Source organism: Methylobacillus rhizosphaerae, from assembly GCF_900187985.1.
Taxonomy (GTDB): domain Bacteria; phylum Pseudomonadota; class Gammaproteobacteria; order Burkholderiales; family Methylophilaceae; genus Methylobacillus; species Methylobacillus rhizosphaerae.
Genome location: NZ_FZOA01000009.1, coordinates 1 through 17,909 on the forward strand (window position 1 = coordinate 1; position 17,909 = coordinate 17,909).

At 51.8% G+C, this 17,909-nt stretch carries 17 protein-coding genes and 1 tRNA gene; 9 read left to right on the top strand and 9 right to left on the bottom strand.

Annotation, left to right across the window (positions count from 1 at the left end; genetic code table 11):
• The 9 genes from CHB59_RS11885 to CHB59_RS11915 form a co-directional block, all read left to right on the top strand.
• Positions 1–380, top strand: a 380-nt coding sequence (locus CHB59_RS11885; RefSeq protein WP_143738718.1) for a pentapeptide repeat-containing protein, incomplete at its 5' end; no start/stop codon positions are given.
• Positions 381–509: 129 nt separating this feature from the next.
• Positions 510–1,412, top strand: coding sequence for a YqaJ viral recombinase family nuclease (locus CHB59_RS10345; RefSeq protein WP_089376171.1), 903 nt, complete (start codon positions 510–512; stop codon positions 1,410–1,412).
• 5 nt (positions 1,413–1,417) lie between these two features.
• Positions 1,418–2,485 carry a recombinase RecT gene (locus CHB59_RS10350; protein ID WP_089376172.1) on the top strand — a complete coding sequence of 356 codons (1,068 nt, stop codon included), beginning with the start codon at positions 1,418–1,420 and terminating at the stop codon, positions 2,483–2,485.
• 99 nt (positions 2,486–2,584) lie between these two features.
• Positions 2,585–3,055, top strand: a complete 471-nt coding sequence (locus tag CHB59_RS10355) for a hypothetical protein (protein WP_089376173.1) — start codon at positions 2,585–2,587, stop codon at positions 3,053–3,055.
• Positions 3,056–3,200: 145 nt separating this feature from the next.
• Positions 3,201–3,659 carry a Gp49 family protein gene (locus tag CHB59_RS10360; protein ID WP_089376174.1) on the top strand — a complete coding sequence of 153 codons (459 nt, stop codon included), beginning with the start codon at positions 3,201–3,203 and terminating at the stop codon, positions 3,657–3,659.
• A gap of 12 nt (positions 3,660–3,671) precedes the next feature.
• Positions 3,672–3,860 (top strand): hypothetical protein, encoded by a 189-nt coding sequence (locus tag CHB59_RS10365; protein ID WP_089376175.1) that lies wholly within the window; start codon positions 3,672–3,674, stop codon positions 3,858–3,860.
• A 278-nt stretch (positions 3,861–4,138) separates the two neighbouring features.
• Positions 4,139–4,702, top strand: coding sequence for a hypothetical protein (locus CHB59_RS10370; protein WP_218816228.1), 564 nt, complete (start codon positions 4,139–4,141; stop codon positions 4,700–4,702).
• Entirely contained in the window at positions 4,699–5,223 is a 525-nt protein-coding gene (locus CHB59_RS10375) for a hypothetical protein (RefSeq protein WP_089376177.1), read from the top strand. Before CHB59_RS10370 ends, CHB59_RS10375 begins: the two co-directional genes overlap by 4 nt.
• Positions 5,224–5,371: 148 nt before the next feature.
• Positions 5,372–5,464 (top strand): hypothetical protein, encoded by a 93-nt coding sequence (locus CHB59_RS11915; RefSeq protein WP_425435877.1) that lies wholly within the window; start codon positions 5,372–5,374, stop codon positions 5,462–5,464.
• On the opposite strand, the gene CHB59_RS10385 is transcribed toward CHB59_RS11915, so the two are convergent.
• The 9 genes from CHB59_RS10385 to ylqF all read right to left on the bottom strand — a co-directional run bounded on the left by CHB59_RS10385 (position 5,421) and on the right by ylqF (position 17,681).
• The gene (locus CHB59_RS10385) at positions 5,421–6,440 is read right to left on the bottom strand and encodes a tyrosine-type recombinase/integrase (protein WP_089376179.1); all 1,020 of its coding nucleotides are present in this window, start codon (positions 6,438–6,440) and stop codon (positions 5,421–5,423) included. The two genes, CHB59_RS11915 and CHB59_RS10385, sit on opposite strands and share 44 nt — an antisense overlap.
• Before the next feature lie 152 nt (positions 6,441–6,592).
• Positions 6,593–6,667 (bottom strand) — tRNA-Arg (locus CHB59_RS10390).
• 109 nt (positions 6,668–6,776) lie between these two features.
• Positions 6,777–8,330: an alkyl hydroperoxide reductase subunit F gene (gene ahpF / locus CHB59_RS10395; protein WP_089376180.1), complete on the bottom strand. Its 1,554-nt coding sequence runs from the start codon at positions 8,328–8,330 to the stop codon at positions 6,777–6,779.
• 90 nt (positions 8,331–8,420) lie between these two features.
• Positions 8,421–8,990: an alkyl hydroperoxide reductase subunit C gene (gene ahpC, locus CHB59_RS10400; RefSeq protein WP_089376181.1), complete on the bottom strand. Its 570-nt coding sequence runs from the start codon at positions 8,988–8,990 to the stop codon at positions 8,421–8,423.
• Positions 8,991–9,170: 180 nt separating this feature from the next.
• Positions 9,171–11,072: an ATP-binding cassette domain-containing protein gene (locus CHB59_RS10405; RefSeq protein ID WP_089376182.1), complete on the bottom strand. Its 1,902-nt coding sequence runs from the start codon at positions 11,070–11,072 to the stop codon at positions 9,171–9,173.
• A 74-nt stretch (positions 11,073–11,146) separates the two neighbouring features.
• Positions 11,147–13,249, bottom strand: a complete 2,103-nt coding sequence (locus tag CHB59_RS10410; protein ID WP_089376183.1) for an AsmA family protein — start codon at positions 13,247–13,249, stop codon at positions 11,147–11,149.
• 55 nt (positions 13,250–13,304) lie between these two features.
• On the bottom strand, positions 13,305–14,456 hold the full coding sequence (locus CHB59_RS10415) for an MFS transporter (RefSeq protein ID WP_089376184.1): 1,152 nt from the start codon (positions 14,454–14,456) through the stop codon (positions 13,305–13,307).
• A gap of 171 nt (positions 14,457–14,627) precedes the next feature.
• Positions 14,628–16,634: a UvrD-helicase domain-containing protein gene (locus CHB59_RS10420; RefSeq protein WP_089376185.1), complete on the bottom strand. Its 2,007-nt coding sequence runs from the start codon at positions 16,632–16,634 to the stop codon at positions 14,628–14,630.
• Between the two features lie 126 nt (positions 16,635–16,760).
• Positions 16,761–17,681: a ribosome biogenesis GTPase YlqF gene (ylqF, locus tag CHB59_RS10425; protein WP_089376186.1), complete on the bottom strand. Its 921-nt coding sequence runs from the start codon at positions 17,679–17,681 to the stop codon at positions 16,761–16,763.
• Positions 17,682–17,909: the final 228 nt, after the last annotated feature.

Sequence of the window (17,909 nt, forward strand, 5' to 3'; positions counted from 1 at the left end):
ACCTGTGCGGTGCCAACCTGTACGGTGCCGACCTGCGCGGTGCCAACCTGTGCGGTGCCGACCTGCGCGGTGCCAACCTGTACGGTGCCAACCTGTACGGTGCCGACCTGGAAAACGAAAAGCTGGCTATTGCCCCCATTCAAATTGGTGGCCTCCACTGGGAGATCATTATTTCTGAGTCATACATGCGTATCGGATGTCAGCGACACACGCATGAAGAATGGACTGGATTCGAAGATACAGACATTGCTCAAATGGCAAGTGACGCGCATTGGTTCTGGAATGAAAACAAGGAATGGCTGCTTGCTGCATGCGCATCACATAAGGCCAAGTCACTGCAATACAGAGAAGATCATCCCGAAGAGGCGGCTGAAAAATGAACCGCCTTGTCAGTGCAATTTACGCCTTTGTATTTGCTGTAGTTCTATTGGTAGCGCTGGCATTGGTGGATATGAACGACAGCCGATTCGAATACCCAGTCCCAGTGATTACATATAAGGAATGATGCAATGAACACCTCTGAAACCATTGTGCAACCAGATCGCACCAAGTTTATAGGTGGTAGTGATGTAGCCGCCATCCTGGGAATCAGCCCTTGGAAGTCCATCGTTGACTTGTACTTGGACAAGATCACGCCCAGGGTGTGTGACGGCAGGAATATGGCCGCCAAACGCAGAGGTTCCCGTCTCGAGCCATACATCTTGGACATGATCCGCGAGGAGCATGGATTGGAGATAGTGGCACATAACAAGCAATACCAAGATTCTGAGTTGAGCTTTCTTGCCTGCGAGATTGATTTCGAATACTTCGACAACGAAACAGGAAAAATAGAAAACGGTGAAATAAAGACAGTCCACCCGTTTAAAGCGAAGGAATGGGGTGATCAAGGCACCGATAGCTTGCCAATCCACTACGTTGCGCAGAATCAACATGGGATTGGCATTATGAAGCGCGATCGCTGCAGGGTATTCGCCCTGATCGGCGACGAACTCAAGTCTTATGTGGTTGAGCGTGACGATGAAACCATCCAGGCATTGCGTGAACACTGTTCCAACTTTTGGAATAACCACGTGTTACCACAGATTATGCCCCCGTTGGACTACAAGCATAAGGACATTATCGAAACGCTCAAGAGATTATATCCGGGCACTGATGGCACCGTCCTTGAAGCATCAGCAATGCATGAGCACTGGCGCGCAGTATATGAAACCGCCAAGGACATGGTGAATAAGTACGAAGGAATCCTGGACGGTGCCAGAGCACACCTGCTGTCAGAAATGGGCCAATCCTCTGCGATCAGATTTGAAGATGGAAAGGCTTTTACCCGCAAGGTCATTAACAAGAAAGGCTATGTCGTGGAACACGCCGCCAGCCAATACGTTGATTTCCGTCTTGCAAACTTTAAGGAGTAATTCAAATGGCATCACAACAAGGAACACAAGCATTAAAAGCAGTAGCCACAGGACGGGCGGATAGCCAAAGCCTGGCAGCGATGAAACCGAAAGACCAGATTGCCGAGTTGTTGAAGCGCAAGCAGGGAGAAATTGCCAAGATGTTGCCAAGGCATTTAAACCCCGAGCGTCTTTTGAAAGTAGCCCAGATCGCAGCAACCACAACACCAGCATTGCTGGAATGCGAAGTGGCCAGCTTGGTGGGTGCGATTGGCCAGTGCGCGCAAATGGGCTTGGAACCTAACACCGTTCTCGGGCATGCGTACCTGGTTCCCTTCAACACTAAGCGTAAGCGTGGCGACAGGGAAGAGTGGGTTAAATCCGTGCAAGTCATCATCGGCTATAAGGGGTTGATTGATCTTGCAAGACGTTCCGGGCAGATCGTCAGCATCAGCGCTCATGAAGTCTATGCAAACGATGCGTTTGAACTGATCTATGGGCTGGATGAAAAACTGACTCACACACCATCATTCGGTGATCGTGGATTGATTATAGGGTTCTATGCAGTAGCAAAGCTTAAAGATGGTGGAACAGCGTTTGAGTTCATGAGTGACATGCAAGTGCGTGAAATCATGGCTGCAAGCCAGAGCAAGGGCAAGTACGGACCATGGAAAGATCATTATGTTGAGATGGGCAGAAAGACAGTAATACGCCGCCTGGCCAAATATCTACCTTTATCCATTGAATTCCAGACTGCTGCAGCATTGGATGGCCAGGCTGCTGTCGGCAAAGACCAGCATCTTGATAACTTGGCGATAGATGGTGATTTTTCTGTAGCAGGTGATGATCCATTGTTGGCTGACTACAGCAATAACGAAGGGGGAGCAACGGAACAACCAGCCCAATCTCCAGAACCTGATGCGCCCCAAGTAACCTTTGATCAGGTGCTACAGCAAATCGAGCGCTCAACTGATCAAGACGTGTTGGACGTAGCAGCCGATCTCATCCAGTACGTTGATGATTTTGACCAGCAGCAGCAACTCAACAAAGCATACAAGGATAAGGCGGACAGCTTCAAACAAGTTGCTGAATAGCTCCTCCCTAGCTAACGGACATGCTCCCAATGCCGCAAGGTTACGCGATCAGCGCGTCATGTAATTGGGACAACTCCCCACATCGAAAGGACATTGCAAATGTTTAACCTGGATAAATCTGTTGGAAAGCTCATCAACGTGAATCCGCGAGCAGAGCTGCATGGCAAGGATACCGTTCTGGCAGTAGATATCAAAGTGGAGCACAAGCTGCACAACGATATCTTGAGTGAGTTTCACCCAACATTGAAAGCCTTTCTCTACGAGAGGGGTGACGATGATCAACTTGAATTGATCGAGGATAAAACACACCTCACCAAGCGTAAGTTTCCCCTGATACCAGCTTTCAAATATGAGCTGAAACTGTCTGGATACGAAGTAAAAATTGACTTTGGTATTGACGACAAATCAGCCATCGAAATGGGGGGGGGTAGAAATAGATGGATTCAAGATCGAACCCATGGAAGGCGGTACGGTAGGTCTATCGTATCGAATCATTGGGCATCCCAAGGAGCAGGATATCGGAAAGCTGTGCAGCCTGATCCAGCAAGAAATCAATATCACCTTAATTGAACCACCACCATCTGAATTTCAAGAGGCAGCATGAGCGAAACCGGAATCGAGGAATACATAAATTAATGACCTTCTCCCTGCCCCCCTGCAGGGGGCTTTTTAAATCATCCATGTTGGGTGATTCAACAAGCTGAAAGGAAACGATATGGCAACAGATTCACAGATTGAGCAAGAGATTCAGGACAAGGGTTTGACTGCCCCACGTGTAACGCCTGCGGACATCGAGGCTGCGATTCGTGTAGAGGCATATTTCACAGCAGGCAATGGCATTGAGCATTCGTCTTCATTTGTGAAAGCTGACATTTATGAAGAAGAGCAAATTATTGCTCCACTTGATCTTCTGACCTTCTGCGTACTGGTGCTACGCAACGGCTTCACAGTCACTGGTGAGAGTGCATGCGCCAGCCCTGAGAACTTCGACGCAGAGATAGGCCGCAAGATCGCTCGCCAGAATGCAGTTGCCAAGATTTGGCCTTTGCTTGGGTATGAATTGCGCAGCAAGCTATATCGCCCGGAGCCAGACCTCAACGGCCCAATCCTCACCGAAGCCGATGCAGAGGCTGATCTACGGGGTGAGCCTCGACCTGATAATCCTGCGGTATAGAGAGGATCAATCATGATTGAGTTTGTTTTGATAATCGCCTTCTACGCTGGTCCGGTGGCTAAATCTGATGCTGTCTCAATTGCCAGTGTGCCAGGGTTTTCGACCCACGCGGAATGCTTGGCTGCTGGAAAAGAAACCAGTTCGTTCGCCACGTTAATGAAGAAAGTTAACTATGTCTGTGTAAAGCGGACGATTCAATAACCCTTCTACCTGCGTCTTTACGAGGGCGCAGCAGGAAGGTTTATGGGGTGAATGCCTAGAGTCTATGGAGCTGAGAGAACAGCCGGAAATAAACACGCAGCGGGATAGCAACCGCCACCCCGCCCAACAATAGGAGAAGGAATTATGGATGCCACGAAAGACCATAGCCGGGTCTCACCAGCAGATAAGGATAGATGATGAAAGAACGTCCAATACTTTTTAGTGCCCCGATGGTGCAAGCGATTCTTGCGGGGAATAAGACGCAGACTAGAAGAGTTATGAAGCCGCAGCCGGAAATAACACCAGACACTTATGGCAGGCCTGGTCATTGGCTACCGTCCAAGAAACATCAAACAATGCTTCATGTCGAGCTGGAGATGCAGCAGTGGGATGGCCTTGCCGGGCATGCATGCCCTCATGGTCAGCCTGGCGATCAGCTATGGGTGAGAGAGACTTGGCAGCACAGTTATTTTCCATACGAGCCTGCCGACCCATCAGCCGACATCTTCTACCGTGCCGACTTCCTGGACGATCCACTTGGTGCCGATCTGGAACACTCCAAGGATGGTATTCGCAGAACGTGGAAGCCATCTATTCACTTGCCGCGCTGGGCAAGCCGAATCCAGCTTGAGATTGTCAGAGTACGCGTGGAGCGATTGCAGGATTGCAGCGTGACAGACGCAATTGACGAAGGCATTGAATTCAGCCTTTTGGACGAGCCAGAGGATGCCATATGGCGCTACAGAGAACTTTGGGAATCCATCAATGGCCCTGGATCATGGGAAGCCAATCCATTTGTATGGGTCATTGAGTTTAAGCGCATTGAGAGGGAGCCATCATGAGCACACAGAGTGAGCGAGAGTCAGCAATACATAGATTAGCCGAGGCGATCGGCCCAGACACGTACGACTGCATGAGGGTATGGGGTGCGTGGTTTCATGGCTCCATGTGTAGAGATGACTTCATCCCCGTGATAAACGACGAAGATCGACTGAATGAGATCACCGAAGCTGTGATAGCACCTCTCCTGTCCCGCATAGCAGAGTTGGAAACCATGCTTGAGCAAGAGCGTAAGTTGCGGCAGGAATCCGAATGTATGGGGTTGACAATGAGCATGGTGATGGATGACTTTGAGCAGGCTGGCATCATCAAGAAAGGCACAGCGCCTATGTTCTTCACTGAGGCGGTGTTAGCACATATTCAAGGGCTGAGTGGGGATGCGGAGCCTGTAGCGTGGTGCAGAGCCGGAATTGCTTCCACTTATGACGGCTTGCCTTGGGATTGTGTAGAGACTGAATTCACAACAGAAAAACATCATCATGGGACTGGGTGGGTTGAGTTGTTCGCCAAGCCGCAGCAATAAACCAGCAGTTGAGGATTAAATAATGTCAGACTTAGAAATCGCAATAAAAGCCATACAACTGTATGCCGAAATGAAGCCAAGGCCTTTGCATGTCAATCAGGTTCAGGCGGCAGAAATGCTTGGTGTGAGCCGTCAGACTATAGCTCGCATGCTTAGAACTGGGGAATTGAGTTACAACAAGTTTGGACTCATCCCAATCACCGAGATTGATGCTGCTTTGAAACCAAGGAAGGCGAGTTAATGCGCCGTGCAATATCACTTGCTGTCGGGTTGTAGTAGATCATGGCCATTTTTGGATCAGTCCATCCAAACATTTTACACAGGTCAAGTATGTCTAACTTCCTGGCAAGCATCGTTGCAGCAGTATGCCTGGAGTCGTGGAACACAAATCCATCCAGGCCGGCACGCTCTCTATATTTACGAAACATTGCATCCAGTGTGGATGTTTTCAATCCGAATACAAACCGCTCATCCCAGCCGCGCATTTTGTTGATGATGCGCAGCGCCTTGATTGACAAGCTTACTTCGCGAGCATTTGTCTTTGTCACGGGCAACATGCAAGTATCTTTTCTCACCTGATCCCAGGGCAATCCACATAACTCACCGGCGCGCATTCCAGTTCTCAGGGCCAGCAAGAAACACACAGCCACAACCTGGCGTACTTCAAGTATTTTCCCAGTCGGGGAGTATCCCAGTGACACAAGCATCCGTCGAATCTGGAAAGGCGAGATAATTACTTCCCTGTGTTTCGGGGGCTTGGGCCTGCTGACATCATTGAGTGGATTCTTTGTAATCCATCTCAACTCTTTCCGCGCCCACTCTATACTGGTGTTGAGCAACCCCAGTTCGCGTAACACAGATCCACTGCTCACTTGCCTCAGCCTGGAGTCTCGCCAGGCAATAAAATCCTCTGGTTGTATATCTGAAAGAAATTTCTGGCAGGGGAGGTTGGGGTCGCGCAGAAGTTTTGCCAACCTGATCTGAGCCCACCGCGCACCACGCATACCGGATGCTATTTCTTCTGAGTATTTTTCCAGCACTTCCCCAAGGGTATGCCTTTCTGCTGGAGACTTCTTGGCTTCTCCCCTCAGAAAGGTTTCACGCTGAGCAGCCCAAGCCTCGGCTTCACGTTTTGTGGGGAAAACCTTGGACTCGCGGCTACCCATCACTGCAACCTGCGCGCGATAACCTGATTTGGTTTTATAGATTGAGGCCAAGATGGGGAATTCCCTGTGAAAATTATGGGGAACTCATTCTTACAAATTAGTAAATCTGGTGTCAATATTTGTTAAGTGGATTCAAAGAGTGCTTGATAACTCTCTGAAATTTAACAAATTGGTAACTTGAATGTTACCAAATGGAATTGGGATGGTGTCCCCGTCAGGACTCGAACCTGAAACTGACCCTTAGGAGGGGCCGGTGATATCCGTTTCACCACGAGGACAGCCAAGCCCGTTATTCTACCGTTTTAGTCGGCAAAGCGGTACTGTTTCGCTTGGTTTTTGACCGTCGATCTTTGGCTTTTGGCCTTGTTTAGCAGTACCGCTGCCGGGTTAGTGGCGGATCAGGTGCTCAAAGGCGCCGAGGGCCGCCTTGGAACCTTCACCCATTGCGATGATGATTTGCTTGAAAGGCACTGTCGTGACATCGCCAGCGGCGAATACGCCGTCAACAGAGGTCTGGCCTTTGGCATCTACCTCGATTTCACCGAATTTGCTCAGCGCCACGCTATCCTTGATCCAGTCGGTATTCGGTACGAGGCCAATCTGGATGAAGACAGCAGCCAGGTCAACACGGTGCGATTCGCCAGTCTGGCGGTTGGTGTAAGTCAAGCCATTGACTTTTTCACCATCGCCATTGATTTCCGTGGTTTGTGCGCCGGTAATCACAGTGACGTTGGGCAAGCTGAACAGTTTTTTCTGCAATACGGCATCTGCGCGCAATTCGCCGTTGAACTCAATCAGGGTGACATCCTTGACGATGCCAGCAAGGTCAATGGCGGCTTCGACACCGGAGTTGCCACCACCAATCACGGCTACGCTTCTGCCTTTGAATAGCGGACCATCACAGTGCGGGCAATAGGCAACACCGCGGCCACGGTATTCTGTTTCGCCAGGTACGTTGATCTCTCTCCAGCGCGCGCCTGTGGAGATAATGACGGATTTTGCCTTCAATATTGCGCCACTTTCCAACTGGACTTCAGTCAAACCATTGCCATTGGCCGGAACCAGGCCGGACGCACGTTGCAAGTTCATAATGTCGACGTCATAACTCTTGACGTGTTCTTCCAACGCGGTTACCAGTTTGGGGCCGTCAGTTTCCTTGACCGAGATAAAGTTCTCGATTGCCATGGTGTCCATGACCTGGCCACCAAAACGCTCAGCTACGATACCAGTGCGTATGCCTTTGCGGGCAGAGTAAATCGCAGCAGAAGCACCAGCAGGGCCACCGCCGATGATCAATACATCGAATGGTTCCTTGGAGGAAAGTTTTTCTGCTTCTTTCTTGATCGCGCCAGTGTCGATCTTGTTGAGTATCTCCTGCACACCCATGCGTCCGTGTCCGAATTCCTGTCCATTGAGGAAAATGGTGGGTACCGCCATGATTTTGCGTTCGTCCACTTCCTTCTGGAACAGGGAGCCATCAATCATGACGTGACGGATGTTCGGGTTAATCGCGGCCATCAAATTGATTGCCTGTACTACTTCAGGACAGTTGTGGCAGCTTAATGAGATATATGTCTCGAAGTTGAATTCGCCTTCAAGATTGCGGATTTGCTCAATGACTTCCGGCTCTGCCTTGGGCGGATGTCCACCTACCTGTAGCAACGCAAGCACGAGCGATGTGAATTCATGTCCCATGGGGAGCCCGGCAAAGCGGATGCCGATATTTTTCCCGGGGCTGTTCAAGCTGAATGATGGCTTGCGTTGAGTATCATCATCACTTTGCTGGACGGTGATGCGCGAAGACAGGCTCTTGAGGTCGTCAAGCAATTCCAGCAGCTCGCGGGATTTGTCGCTGCCATCTACAGAAGCAGTGATTTCGATAGGCTGGGTGAGTTTGTCGAAATAGGCCTTTAATTGTGTCTTGATATTTGCATCCAACATGATGTGCTCTCAATTCTGTATTGATATTGCTCCCAAAAATGCCCGGGCAGAAAGGCAGGGAGGTTGTAGTTGCCCGGGCGCAGTCCAGCTTTAGATCTTGCCGACGAGGTCCAGGGATGGAGCCAATGTGGCTTCGCCTTCCTTCCACTTGGCTGGGCAGACTTCACCAGGGTGGCTGGCAACATACTGGGCAGCTTTGATCTTGCGAACCAGGTCGGCAGCGTCGCGGCCAATACCTTCAGCAGTCACTTCGATAGCCTGAATGACACCGTTTGGATCGATAATGAAAGTGCCACGATCAGCCAGGCCTTGACCTTCGCGCATAACGCCGAAGTTGCGGGTGATGGTACCGGTTGGGTCACCGATCATCGGGAACTTGATTTTGCCGATCGTATCCGAAGTGTCGTGCCATGCTTTATGAGTGAAATGGGTGTCTGTGGAAACAGAGTAGATTTCAACGCCAAGCTTTTGCAATTCATCGTAATTGTCAGCAATGTCGCCCAGTTCGGTTGGGCAGACAAATGTAAAGTCGGCAGGATAGAACACGACTGCAGACCATTTGCCTTTTAAGTCTGCATCAGTTACAGGCACGAATTCGCCATTGTGGAACGCAGTGGCCTGGAACGGCTGGATTTCGGTATTGATAAGGGATGTTGTCATTGCAATCTCCTGAGGTATTGAAATAGTGAGATTGCAGTGTAGGGGAGTTTAATTAATAAATAAAATTGATTGTGTAAATTATATCGATTAATTAAATTAATTAAAATGAAAATTACTTTAATAACAATATCTTAACAGGATTTTTTATTGGAAAAGCAAAGGGCCTTGCCCTCTGCCTTGTTAATTCCGGCTCTCAAGTACTTCCCAGCGTAACATGGCAGCCTCAATTTCTGTACCGATTTCATTGAGTCTTTGTTGCAAAGTCCTAGCCTGTTCCGCATTCTGCCGATAAATGTCCGGGTTAGCGAGTGCCTGATTGATAGATGACTGTTCAGCTTCCAGTGTTTCAATCATGGTCGGTAAGGCTTCGAGTTCACGCATCTCCTTGAAGCTGAGCTTGGCTGTTGGTTTCCTGGTGCTGGATTCCTGTTTTGGTTTTTCAGGTGTTTTGCTGGCAGGCTTTTCGGTCACGGCTGCCGTTGTTTGGGTATAGCGGTACCAGTCGTCGTAGCCGCCGCCAAATTCGCTCAGCACTGCATTGCCTTCAAAGGCGATGATCTGAGTGACGGTATTTTCCAGGAAGGCGCGGTCATGGCTGACCAGAAACAGGGTGCCATCAAATTCCTGCAACAGGCTTTCCAGCAGTTCCAGTGTCTCAATATCGAGGTCGTTGGTAGGCTCGTCCAGCACCAGCACATTGGCCGGGCGGGCAAACAGGCGTGCCAGCAGCAGCCGGTTGCGCTCGCCACCCGATAACGATTTCACGGGCGAGCGGGAGCGTTGCGGCGGAAAGAGGAAATCTTCCAGGTAGCTGATGACATGCTTACGTTCGTTGCCGATCTGTACAAATTCGGAGCCGGGGCTGATGGTGTCAGCCAAGGTGGCTTCCTCATCCAGTTGCTCGCGCATCTGGTCAAAGTAGGCCACATTCAGGCTGGTGCCGCGTTGGATGCTGCCGCTGTCTGGTTCCAGTTCTCCCAGGATCAGCTTCAGAAGGGTGGATTTTCCCGCGCCATTCGGCCCGATCAGGCCGATGCGGTCGCCGCGCATGATGCGGGTGCTGAAATTCTCGATTAACAGTTTGCCGTCATAGCCCAGGGAAACTTTCTCCAGTTCCGCGACCAGTTTGCCAGAGCGTTCGCCGCTGTCCAGTGTCAGTTTGACATTACCCTGGCGCTCGCGGCGGGCAGCGCGTTCCAGGCGTAAGGCTTCCAGCCGACGCACGCGGCCTTCGTTACGGGTGCGTCGCGCCTTGATGCCTTGGCGTATCCAGGCTTCTTCCTGTGCGAGGAATTTATCAAACTTGGCTGCATGGGTAGCTTCTACAGCCAACAGCTCTTCCTTCTTGATCTGGTATTGGGAGTAATTTCCCTGGAAATCAGTGAGCTGTCCGCGATCCAGTTCGACGATGCGTGTCGCGAGACGGTCAAGAAAACGGCGATCGTGGGTAATGAACAGCAGACTGCCCCTGAAATCCAGCAACAGATTCTCCAGCCATTCAATCGCAGAAAAATCCAGATGGTTGGTCGGCTCGTCCAGCAGCAGTACTTCAGGTTCGGCCACCAATGCGCGTGCCAGCGCCACACGCTTGCGCCAGCCGCCGGAGAGGGTGGCCACATTGGTTTCTGGATCAAGTTTCAGGCGGCTGAGTACAGCTTCCACCCGGGCTTGTGATTGCCAACCACCTTGTGCGTCCAGGTCATGCTGGATGGTTTGCAGTCGGGCCATGAGGCTGTCAATATCGGCTTCAGGTTCTGCCATCTGCTGGGAGACCTGATGGTACTCCACTAACAGCTGGCGCAAATTGCCGAGGCCTGCAGCGACTGCCTCGAAGATGCTATGTGCCGGATCGAGTAGCGGTTCTTGCGGCACGTAGACAATGCGGGCGTTGGGAGCTGACCAGAAATTACCGTCATCCAGCTTGCTTTCGCCCGCAATAACCTTGAGCAGGCTGGATTTCCCTGCGCCATTGCGGCCGATGAGGCCAACACGCTCCCCGGCATCAAGCTGGAAGCTGGCATGGTCAAGTAAAGGATAGTGTCCGTAAGCCAGGCTGGCTTGATCTAATGTGATATAAGGCATGGCGCGTATTGTATCAGTAGCGGGAGAGGGATCGCAGGATCTGTGGCAGATCCTGCGTGGAAGGATATTTGCGTTTAATGGCCGGGAATGATGGCGTGGTTCTCCTCAGACGCAGGAGATGCCTTGGGCGTTTCTGGAGTCTTGACCGGTTTCCCGGTATAGGTGCTGAGAGACTGGCTGCAATTATATGCCTGGCTGCTCGAGCCTGTATCCAGGTATGGCAGGATGGCAGCCAGCGGGTTGACGAAGGCCAGCGCCACGCTACCCAGCAGGCGCGCGGCAATCGGTACTGTTTCTGGGCGCACCTTGGGGTCGGCAAAAGTGCCTTGCAACTTGATCGGAGAACGCAATGTCAGCGGTGAGAAATTCTTGGGTTTTGCCGCGAGCAGCAGGTCCAGTTTTTCCTGCCCCAGATCAACACTACCGTTGATCAGTACCAAGGTCACAGGTGTATCAATCAATGCCACTTCTGGCTGAATGAGTCCATTGCTGGCCTTGAGGTCCATGACGGCGCACTGCAGGCGTTGTGAGTGGTCGCCACCAAGCCAGGCACTGATGCTTTGGGCAATATCTAGCCCCAGTAGCTCCATGATCAGGCGTGATACTTCTCCATGCTCAATAAACAGGGTGGTTTTGCCATTGAGGGAGCTCAGTAATCCGGCAGTGGAATTACCCTTTCCGGTGAGATCTGTGCGCCCATTCAGGGTGCCGGTAATATAGGGTGGTGCCTGTTTTCCCTGTTTCTTCGCAGCTTCCTGGCGATCCTTGGATACCTGCAACCACTTGGCAAGGTCAATGTTCTTCCACCCAAGCTTGATTTGCCATTGCGGCAGATATTGATGCTGATCACTATCCTTATCCTCATGCGCATCAACGGAGAAGCTACCATTCAGGCTGCCATCGGCAGTATTGGCAAAAATGTCATCAATGCCAAGTTTCCCCTGAGTGAGGTTGAGATGTGCCTTGAAGGGAGAAACTGGGAGTGCAAATGCATTGCCCAGATCCATGTAATCCAGTTTGATACTGATATCGGCATCCATGAAATTCAGTGATGGTAAATCCAGCGGACGATCAGGAATGACGCGACCCTTGGCAGGCTGAACTGGGCTGCCATCTGCCTGTAAAGCGCCAAAGGCGGGGGCCAGATCAGCAAGGTAGAAGCGGCTGCCACCAAGCTGACCGCTGAGTATCGGGATACCACCATCCTGACGGCGAGGATCATATTTGAGTATGGCATTCAGGCTGCTTTTGCCGATTTTGGCTGAATCCACATTCACTTCCCAGATATCACTGTGTTTATTGATGGTCGTGCTGAGACGGAATGGGGCAGTGGTGGGGAAAACGCTGCCGGTCAGGTCACCCAGCACGGCAAGGGAAGGGCCTGTCACCACAACGTCACCGGCAATATCCTGGCGGCCGAAAAGGTCCGACACCTTGCCATTGAAATCCACGCGCAGCTTGGCATATTCGAGCCAGCCTTTGGATTTGATGGGTTCGGCGTCCTGATCCTGTGTGGCAATAGGCAGGAAGCCTGGAGTTTCCAGAAAAGCTTTCAGGGGTTTGTCCTGGAAGTGACCATTGATGCTGACTTCAGAGCGCAGTTCATCTTGCAGAGAGCCTTCGTCAGTCTTGAATTTGGCCTTCAGGCTGGTGTTGCTGATGGCATCCTTGATTGTGCTGCTGCCGTTTTTCACGACCAGGGTTTCAATGACCGGTAGCGGCTGAGAGGCAGCATCGTCATCTTCCTCCTTGGGGAACTGCCAGGTGGCGCTGCCATCTGCATGTCGGATCAGTTGTGCATCAATATCATCGACGCGGATCTCCCGAATGTGTAATGCGCCTTGTTGCTTGTAGCGCCAGAGATCGCTGTAGCGGAGTTTGATGCTGATGTTGTTCGCATCGACCAGATGGGGAGCCTTGAAGGATTCCGGGGCGGAAATATACAGGTGGCCGAGATCAAGCTGGATGCCAGCCCATAAATGCAGCTGGAAGGGTGCATCCAGAATGACCTCCCGTTGCAACTGCTTGCTGAGTAACGTCTGAGCCGGTTCGCGCAGGAATTTCCAGCCGAGGACTTCACAGGTGATGAAGGCAATAGACAGCCCAACAAACAACCAAAGCATGGTTTTGCCAAACCTGAGCAGGCCATGAATCAATTGTCTGGGTGATCGTGTCATTTTTTACCTTTATTTTTCTGGTCAGCCCAGGCAAAAAACCTCCATGGGCTGCAAATTATGATGTTGTTTTCCCGTATTGTCGCATGCTGTACAAGGTCAGCAGTACGCCGCAGATGGCGACGGCAGCACTTGCCAGTGCCACTGATGGCAACCCGAGTCCAAAATGAATGACTGAGCCACCGAGGAATGCGCCGCCAGCGTTGCCCAGATTGAATGCACTCTGGTTGATGGTAGAGGCCATCAATGGCGAATCGCCGGCTTGCGACATGGCATTGGTCTGTAATCCGGGACCCACAGCAAAGCTTACCATGCCCCAGATGAATGCCGTCATGATGGATGCCAGCATGAATTGCATGCTCCAGGCAAACAGGATGCCGAGCAACGCCATTCCTGAAAGTGAGAGGGCAATTGTCGGTAATAGTTTCCAGTCTGCCATTTTTCCGCCGATATTCAACCCGATGGTGGCCGCGATGCCCATGGCAATCAGCATGGCACTGACATTGCGGGGAGATAGGCCTGACATGTCTTCCAGTATCGGTGTGATATACGTGAAAATGGTGAAAACACCAGCAAAACCGATGGCCGTGATTGCCATTGCCAGCAACACATTGGGCTGGAAGACGGCGTGCATTTCCTTGCGAATGTCCGGCTTGGGCATGGCGCTGAGGTCAGGCACAAAACGCCATGTGGCGTATATGGCGGCAGCCCCGGCAAGGGCAACACTCCAGAAGGGAATGCGCCAGCTGGTTTCCTGACCGAGCAATGTGCCTAGCGGTACGCCCAGCACATTGGCCATGGTCAGTCCGGTAAACATGAGTGCTAGTGCACGGTTGCCCTGGCCGGGTGGGGCGAGATACAGGGCCACGACGGCAGCAATGCCGAAAAATGAGCCATGACTCAATGCCGTGAAAATACGGGCAATGGCGAGCGTCAGGTAATTAGGCGCCAGCGCGCACAGTATGTTGCCCAGTGTAAAAACTGCCATCAATCCAAGCAGAGTGGCTTTGCGTGGACGGTTGATGGTCAGTGCCACCATCAGGGGACCACCCACGACCACGCCCAAAGCATAAACGGTGACCAGGTTACCTGCTGCTGGAATGGATACATCCAGGCCATGCGCGATATCCGGAAGTAATCCCATGGGAAGAAATTCAGTCATGCCAATGCAGAATGCACCGGCGGCCAGCGCAATCATCCAACTGCCCATACTTGCTCGCTTAAAAAACAATCTAGAGAAATGAAATCCGGAAAGGAATCCTGTGCTTCCGAATGAGCGGAGCGCGCGAAAGGAAAGACCTGTTCAGGGGCGCTACTTTAGCACGAGCTTATGGCATGCACTTGGATTTTTGGTGATGCGACGAAGCCTGAGTTTTTAGTGTCAGTTGTCGGTTTTCGGACTACTGCCAAGCATGGCGCGAATTTGTGCCAGACGCTGGCGTGCATTTTCCTTGTTTGCTACCGGGTCGCTCTGTGGTTGTCCGGAATGACGTACATCATCTGCAGGCAATTCGGCAATGAAGCGGCTAGGTTCACAGGATTCATGCTCCCCGGCACGCTTGCGCCGACGGCACCAGGAAATATTCAGCGATTTCTGCGCGCGGGTAATCCCTACATACATCAACCGACGCTCTTCCTCGATTTTGCCATCATCCACGCTTTCGCGGTGCGGCAGGATACCTTCTTCACAGCCGATCAGGAACACATGACCATATTCCAGCCCCTTGGAAGCGTGCAGCGTGGAAAGCTTGACCGCATCCGGCTCGGCATCTTCCCGGCCTTCCAGCATGCTCATGAGCGAGATCATCTGCGTCAGCGCCAGCAGGTTCTTCTCATCCTCGTCACCCTTGCGCGTGAGCCAGGCGACAAAGTCCATCACGCTTTTCCACTTGTTCTCGGCGCTACGTGGCTCTTCCGTATCGTAGAGGAAGGCTTCGTAATTGATGGCGGTGAGCATGTCATTGAGCACCTCACCTGCCGGGTCTTTTTCCGCGCGTTCCTGCATGCGGTTGATGAACTGGCAGAAGGTGAGCAGATCTTCCAGTTGGCGGTTGCCTATTTCACGCTGGAAATCTCCTTCAAAGGCTGCTTCGAACAGGGACATCTTCTTCTGGCTGGCATACTCTCCCAGCCGTTCCAGCGTAGTATTGCCTATGCCTTTCTTCGGCGTGGTAGCAGCACGGATGAAGGCCGGATCATCATCTTCATTGGCAATCAGGCGTAAATAGCTGACCAAATCCTTGATCTCGGCCTTGTCGAAGAAGGATTGGCCGCCGGAAATGGTGTAGGGAATTTTCTGCTGGCGCAGTTGCTGTTCAAAAATGCGCGCCTGATGGTTGCCGCGATAAAGAATCGCGTAGTCGAGAAACTTGGTGCGGTGCTCGAATTTGTGCGCCAGCAGTTTCATCACCACAGACTCAGCTTCATGGTCTTCATCCTTGGCAGCGCTGACCTGGATCAGATCGCCAGTACCGAGCTCGCTCCAGAGTTTTTTCTCGAACAGTTTGGGGTTGTTGGCAATCACCTGGTTGGCAGCACGCAGGATACGCACCGTGGAGCGGTAATTCTGCTCCAGCTTGATTACCTTGAGTCGGCTGAAATCCTGCGTCAGTTGCCGCAGGTTTTCCACATCTGCGCCGCGCCAGCCGTAAATTGCCTGGTCATCGTCGCCCACAGCAGTGAAGCGGCCTTCAATGCCAGTGAGCATTTTTACCAGCCGGTACTGGCAGGCGTTGGTGTCCTGGTATTCATCGATCAGCAGATATTTGAGTTTGTGCTGCCAACGGCGCAAGGCCTCGGGGTGCTGCTCGAACAACTCTACCGGCAGCTTGATCAGGTCGTCGAAATCCACTGCCTGGTAGGCTTTGAGGGTCTGCTGGTATATCTGGTACACCTTGGCAGCAGCGTGCGCAATTTCTTCATCCGCAGTGGCTGCGGCCTGGTCTGGATTGACGAAAGCATTTTTCCAGCTCGAAATCTGCCATTGCGTCTTGCGCAGCAATTGCTTGTCCGTGGTTGCCAGAATATCGGACAGAATCTTGAAGCTGTCCGAAGAATCCAGGATGGAGAATTGAGGCTTGTAACCCAGCAGCTCTGCCTCCTGGCGCAGCATTTGCAAACCCAGGGAGTGAAAAGTGGCAATGGTCAATCCCTTGGAATGATTGCCCTGCAGCAAATGGCCCACACGTTCCTGCATTTCACGCGCGGCCTTGTTGGTAAAGGTGATCGCGGCGATTTCCTTGGGAGAATAGCCGCACTTTTCGACCAGGTAGGCGATTTTCTGCGTGATGACGCGGGTTTTTCCGCTACCGGCACCCGCCAGCACCAGCAAAGGGCCATCGAGATATTTCACAGCCTCACGTTGCTGAGGGTTCATTGAGTTCAACATGTTGATTCTGCCTGCAGGTGTGATTGTCGATCAGGAAAAGCTGCTACAAGCATGTAACAACATCATTGCAAATTTTATTCTGGGCTGGAGATGAAGGCCAGCGGGAAACAACTGGGTGTAATGGCATCAGTCTTCCAGGTTTTCTGCTTGTTGGCTTTCTTCTGCCTGCTGCTGCCGTAATGCTTCCACTGCGGCGATCATGGCATTCCTGGATTCCGGTGTTTCCAGGCTGATGCGTCCAAGGACGCCGGATCGATAGTCGACCAGAAATGCCATGGCGGTTTTCTCCATATCAAAATCACCGCCCTTGAGCAGGTATCCGCGACGCCTGCCCACGGCTTCAAGCAGGTCTATGGCATCCATATGGCTGACATCTGTCTTGTAGCGTGCCTGTAGCAGTTCAGGGTAGCGTGCCAGCAGGATGCCTGCCAGGAATTCTGCGACTTCTTCATCGATCACCGCATTGCGGCCTATGGCATGACTGGCAGCCAGCATGTAGCCATCCGAGTCGTACTGGAGTTTCGGCCACATCATGCCCGGTGTGTCAGTAATGGCGAGCTGAGGGCTGAGTTCGAAGCGCTGCTGGCTTTTGGTGACCGCTGGTTCATCTCCCACTTTGGCGATCCTACGGTTGAGCAGGGCATTCATGAGGGTAGATTTTCCTACATTCGGGATACCCATGATCATCATGCGCAGTGGTTTGAGATTGGTGCCGCGATGTGGGGCCAAGCTACGGCAGAGCCCAGGAATCTTTTTTGCGTCACCGGGCTTTTTGCAGGAGAGTGCAACGGCTTTCACGCCGTCCTGGCGATTGAAGTGATTGAGCCAAGCCTGTGTCACCGCCGGGTCGGCCAGGTCTGCCTTGTTCAGGATTTTCAGGCTGGGGCGCTGACGATACAGACGAAGCTCCTCAATCATGGGATTGTGACTGGCTTCAGGTACACGGGCATCCAGTACTTCAATCACGATATCCGTGAACTCCATGGTTTCTTCTGCCTTTTTGCGTGCAGAGGTCATATGTCCGGGAAACCATTGAATTGCTGCCATATTGGGTGCTCTAGAAGTGATGATTGCGGTAACGTCTTATGTTGCAGGCCAGCTTGCTGCCATGCATGGATGCTATTTTAACATCCTGCTCCGTATCGCGGCCTGGTTTTACACGCTTATGGTACAGAGGCTATAACCTGTTGGCAGACACAAGGCAGCTTTACTGCTTCATATAAATGACATGATAAAGGCCTATTCTTCTATGTTTGCGGCTTTATGGTGCAATTT

Excerpts from the sequence above, each read along its gene's own strand:
- CHB59_RS10345 (WP_089376171.1), top strand. The coding sequence starts at position 510 with ATGAACACCTCTGAAACCATTGTGCAACCAGATCGCACCAAGTTTATA.
- CHB59_RS10350 (WP_089376172.1), top strand. The coding sequence starts at position 1,418 with ATGGCATCACAACAAGGAACACAAGCATTAAAAGCAGTAGCCACAGGA.
- CHB59_RS10355 (WP_089376173.1), top strand. The coding sequence starts at position 2,585 with ATGTTTAACCTGGATAAATCTGTTGGAAAGCTCATCAACGTGAATCCG.
- CHB59_RS10360 (WP_089376174.1), top strand. The coding sequence starts at position 3,201 with ATGGCAACAGATTCACAGATTGAGCAAGAGATTCAGGACAAGGGTTTG.
- CHB59_RS10365 (WP_089376175.1), top strand. The coding sequence starts at position 3,672 with ATGATTGAGTTTGTTTTGATAATCGCCTTCTACGCTGGTCCGGTGGCT.
- CHB59_RS10370 (WP_218816228.1), top strand. The coding sequence starts at position 4,139 with ATGAAGCCGCAGCCGGAAATAACACCAGACACTTATGGCAGGCCTGGT.
- CHB59_RS10375 (WP_089376177.1), top strand. The coding sequence starts at position 4,699 with ATGAGCACACAGAGTGAGCGAGAGTCAGCAATACATAGATTAGCCGAG.
- CHB59_RS11915 (WP_425435877.1), top strand. The coding sequence starts at position 5,372 with ATGCTTAGAACTGGGGAATTGAGTTACAACAAGTTTGGACTCATCCCA.
- ahpF (WP_089376180.1), bottom strand. The coding sequence starts at position 8,330 with ATGTTGGATGCAAATATCAAGACACAATTAAAGGCCTATTTCGACAAA.
- ahpC (WP_089376181.1), bottom strand. The coding sequence starts at position 8,990 with ATGACAACATCCCTTATCAATACCGAAATCCAGCCGTTCCAGGCCACT.
- CHB59_RS10405 (WP_089376182.1), bottom strand. The coding sequence starts at position 11,072 with ATGCCTTATATCACATTAGATCAAGCCAGCCTGGCTTACGGACACTAT.
- CHB59_RS10410 (WP_089376183.1), bottom strand. The coding sequence starts at position 13,249 with ATGACACGATCACCCAGACAATTGATTCATGGCCTGCTCAGGTTTGGC.
- CHB59_RS10415 (WP_089376184.1), bottom strand. The coding sequence starts at position 14,456 with ATGGGCAGTTGGATGATTGCGCTGGCCGCCGGTGCATTCTGCATTGGC.
- CHB59_RS10420 (WP_089376185.1), bottom strand. The coding sequence starts at position 16,634 with ATGTTGAACTCAATGAACCCTCAGCAACGTGAGGCTGTGAAATATCTC.
- ylqF (WP_089376186.1), bottom strand. The coding sequence starts at position 17,681 with ATGGCAGCAATTCAATGGTTTCCCGGACATATGACCTCTGCACGCAAA.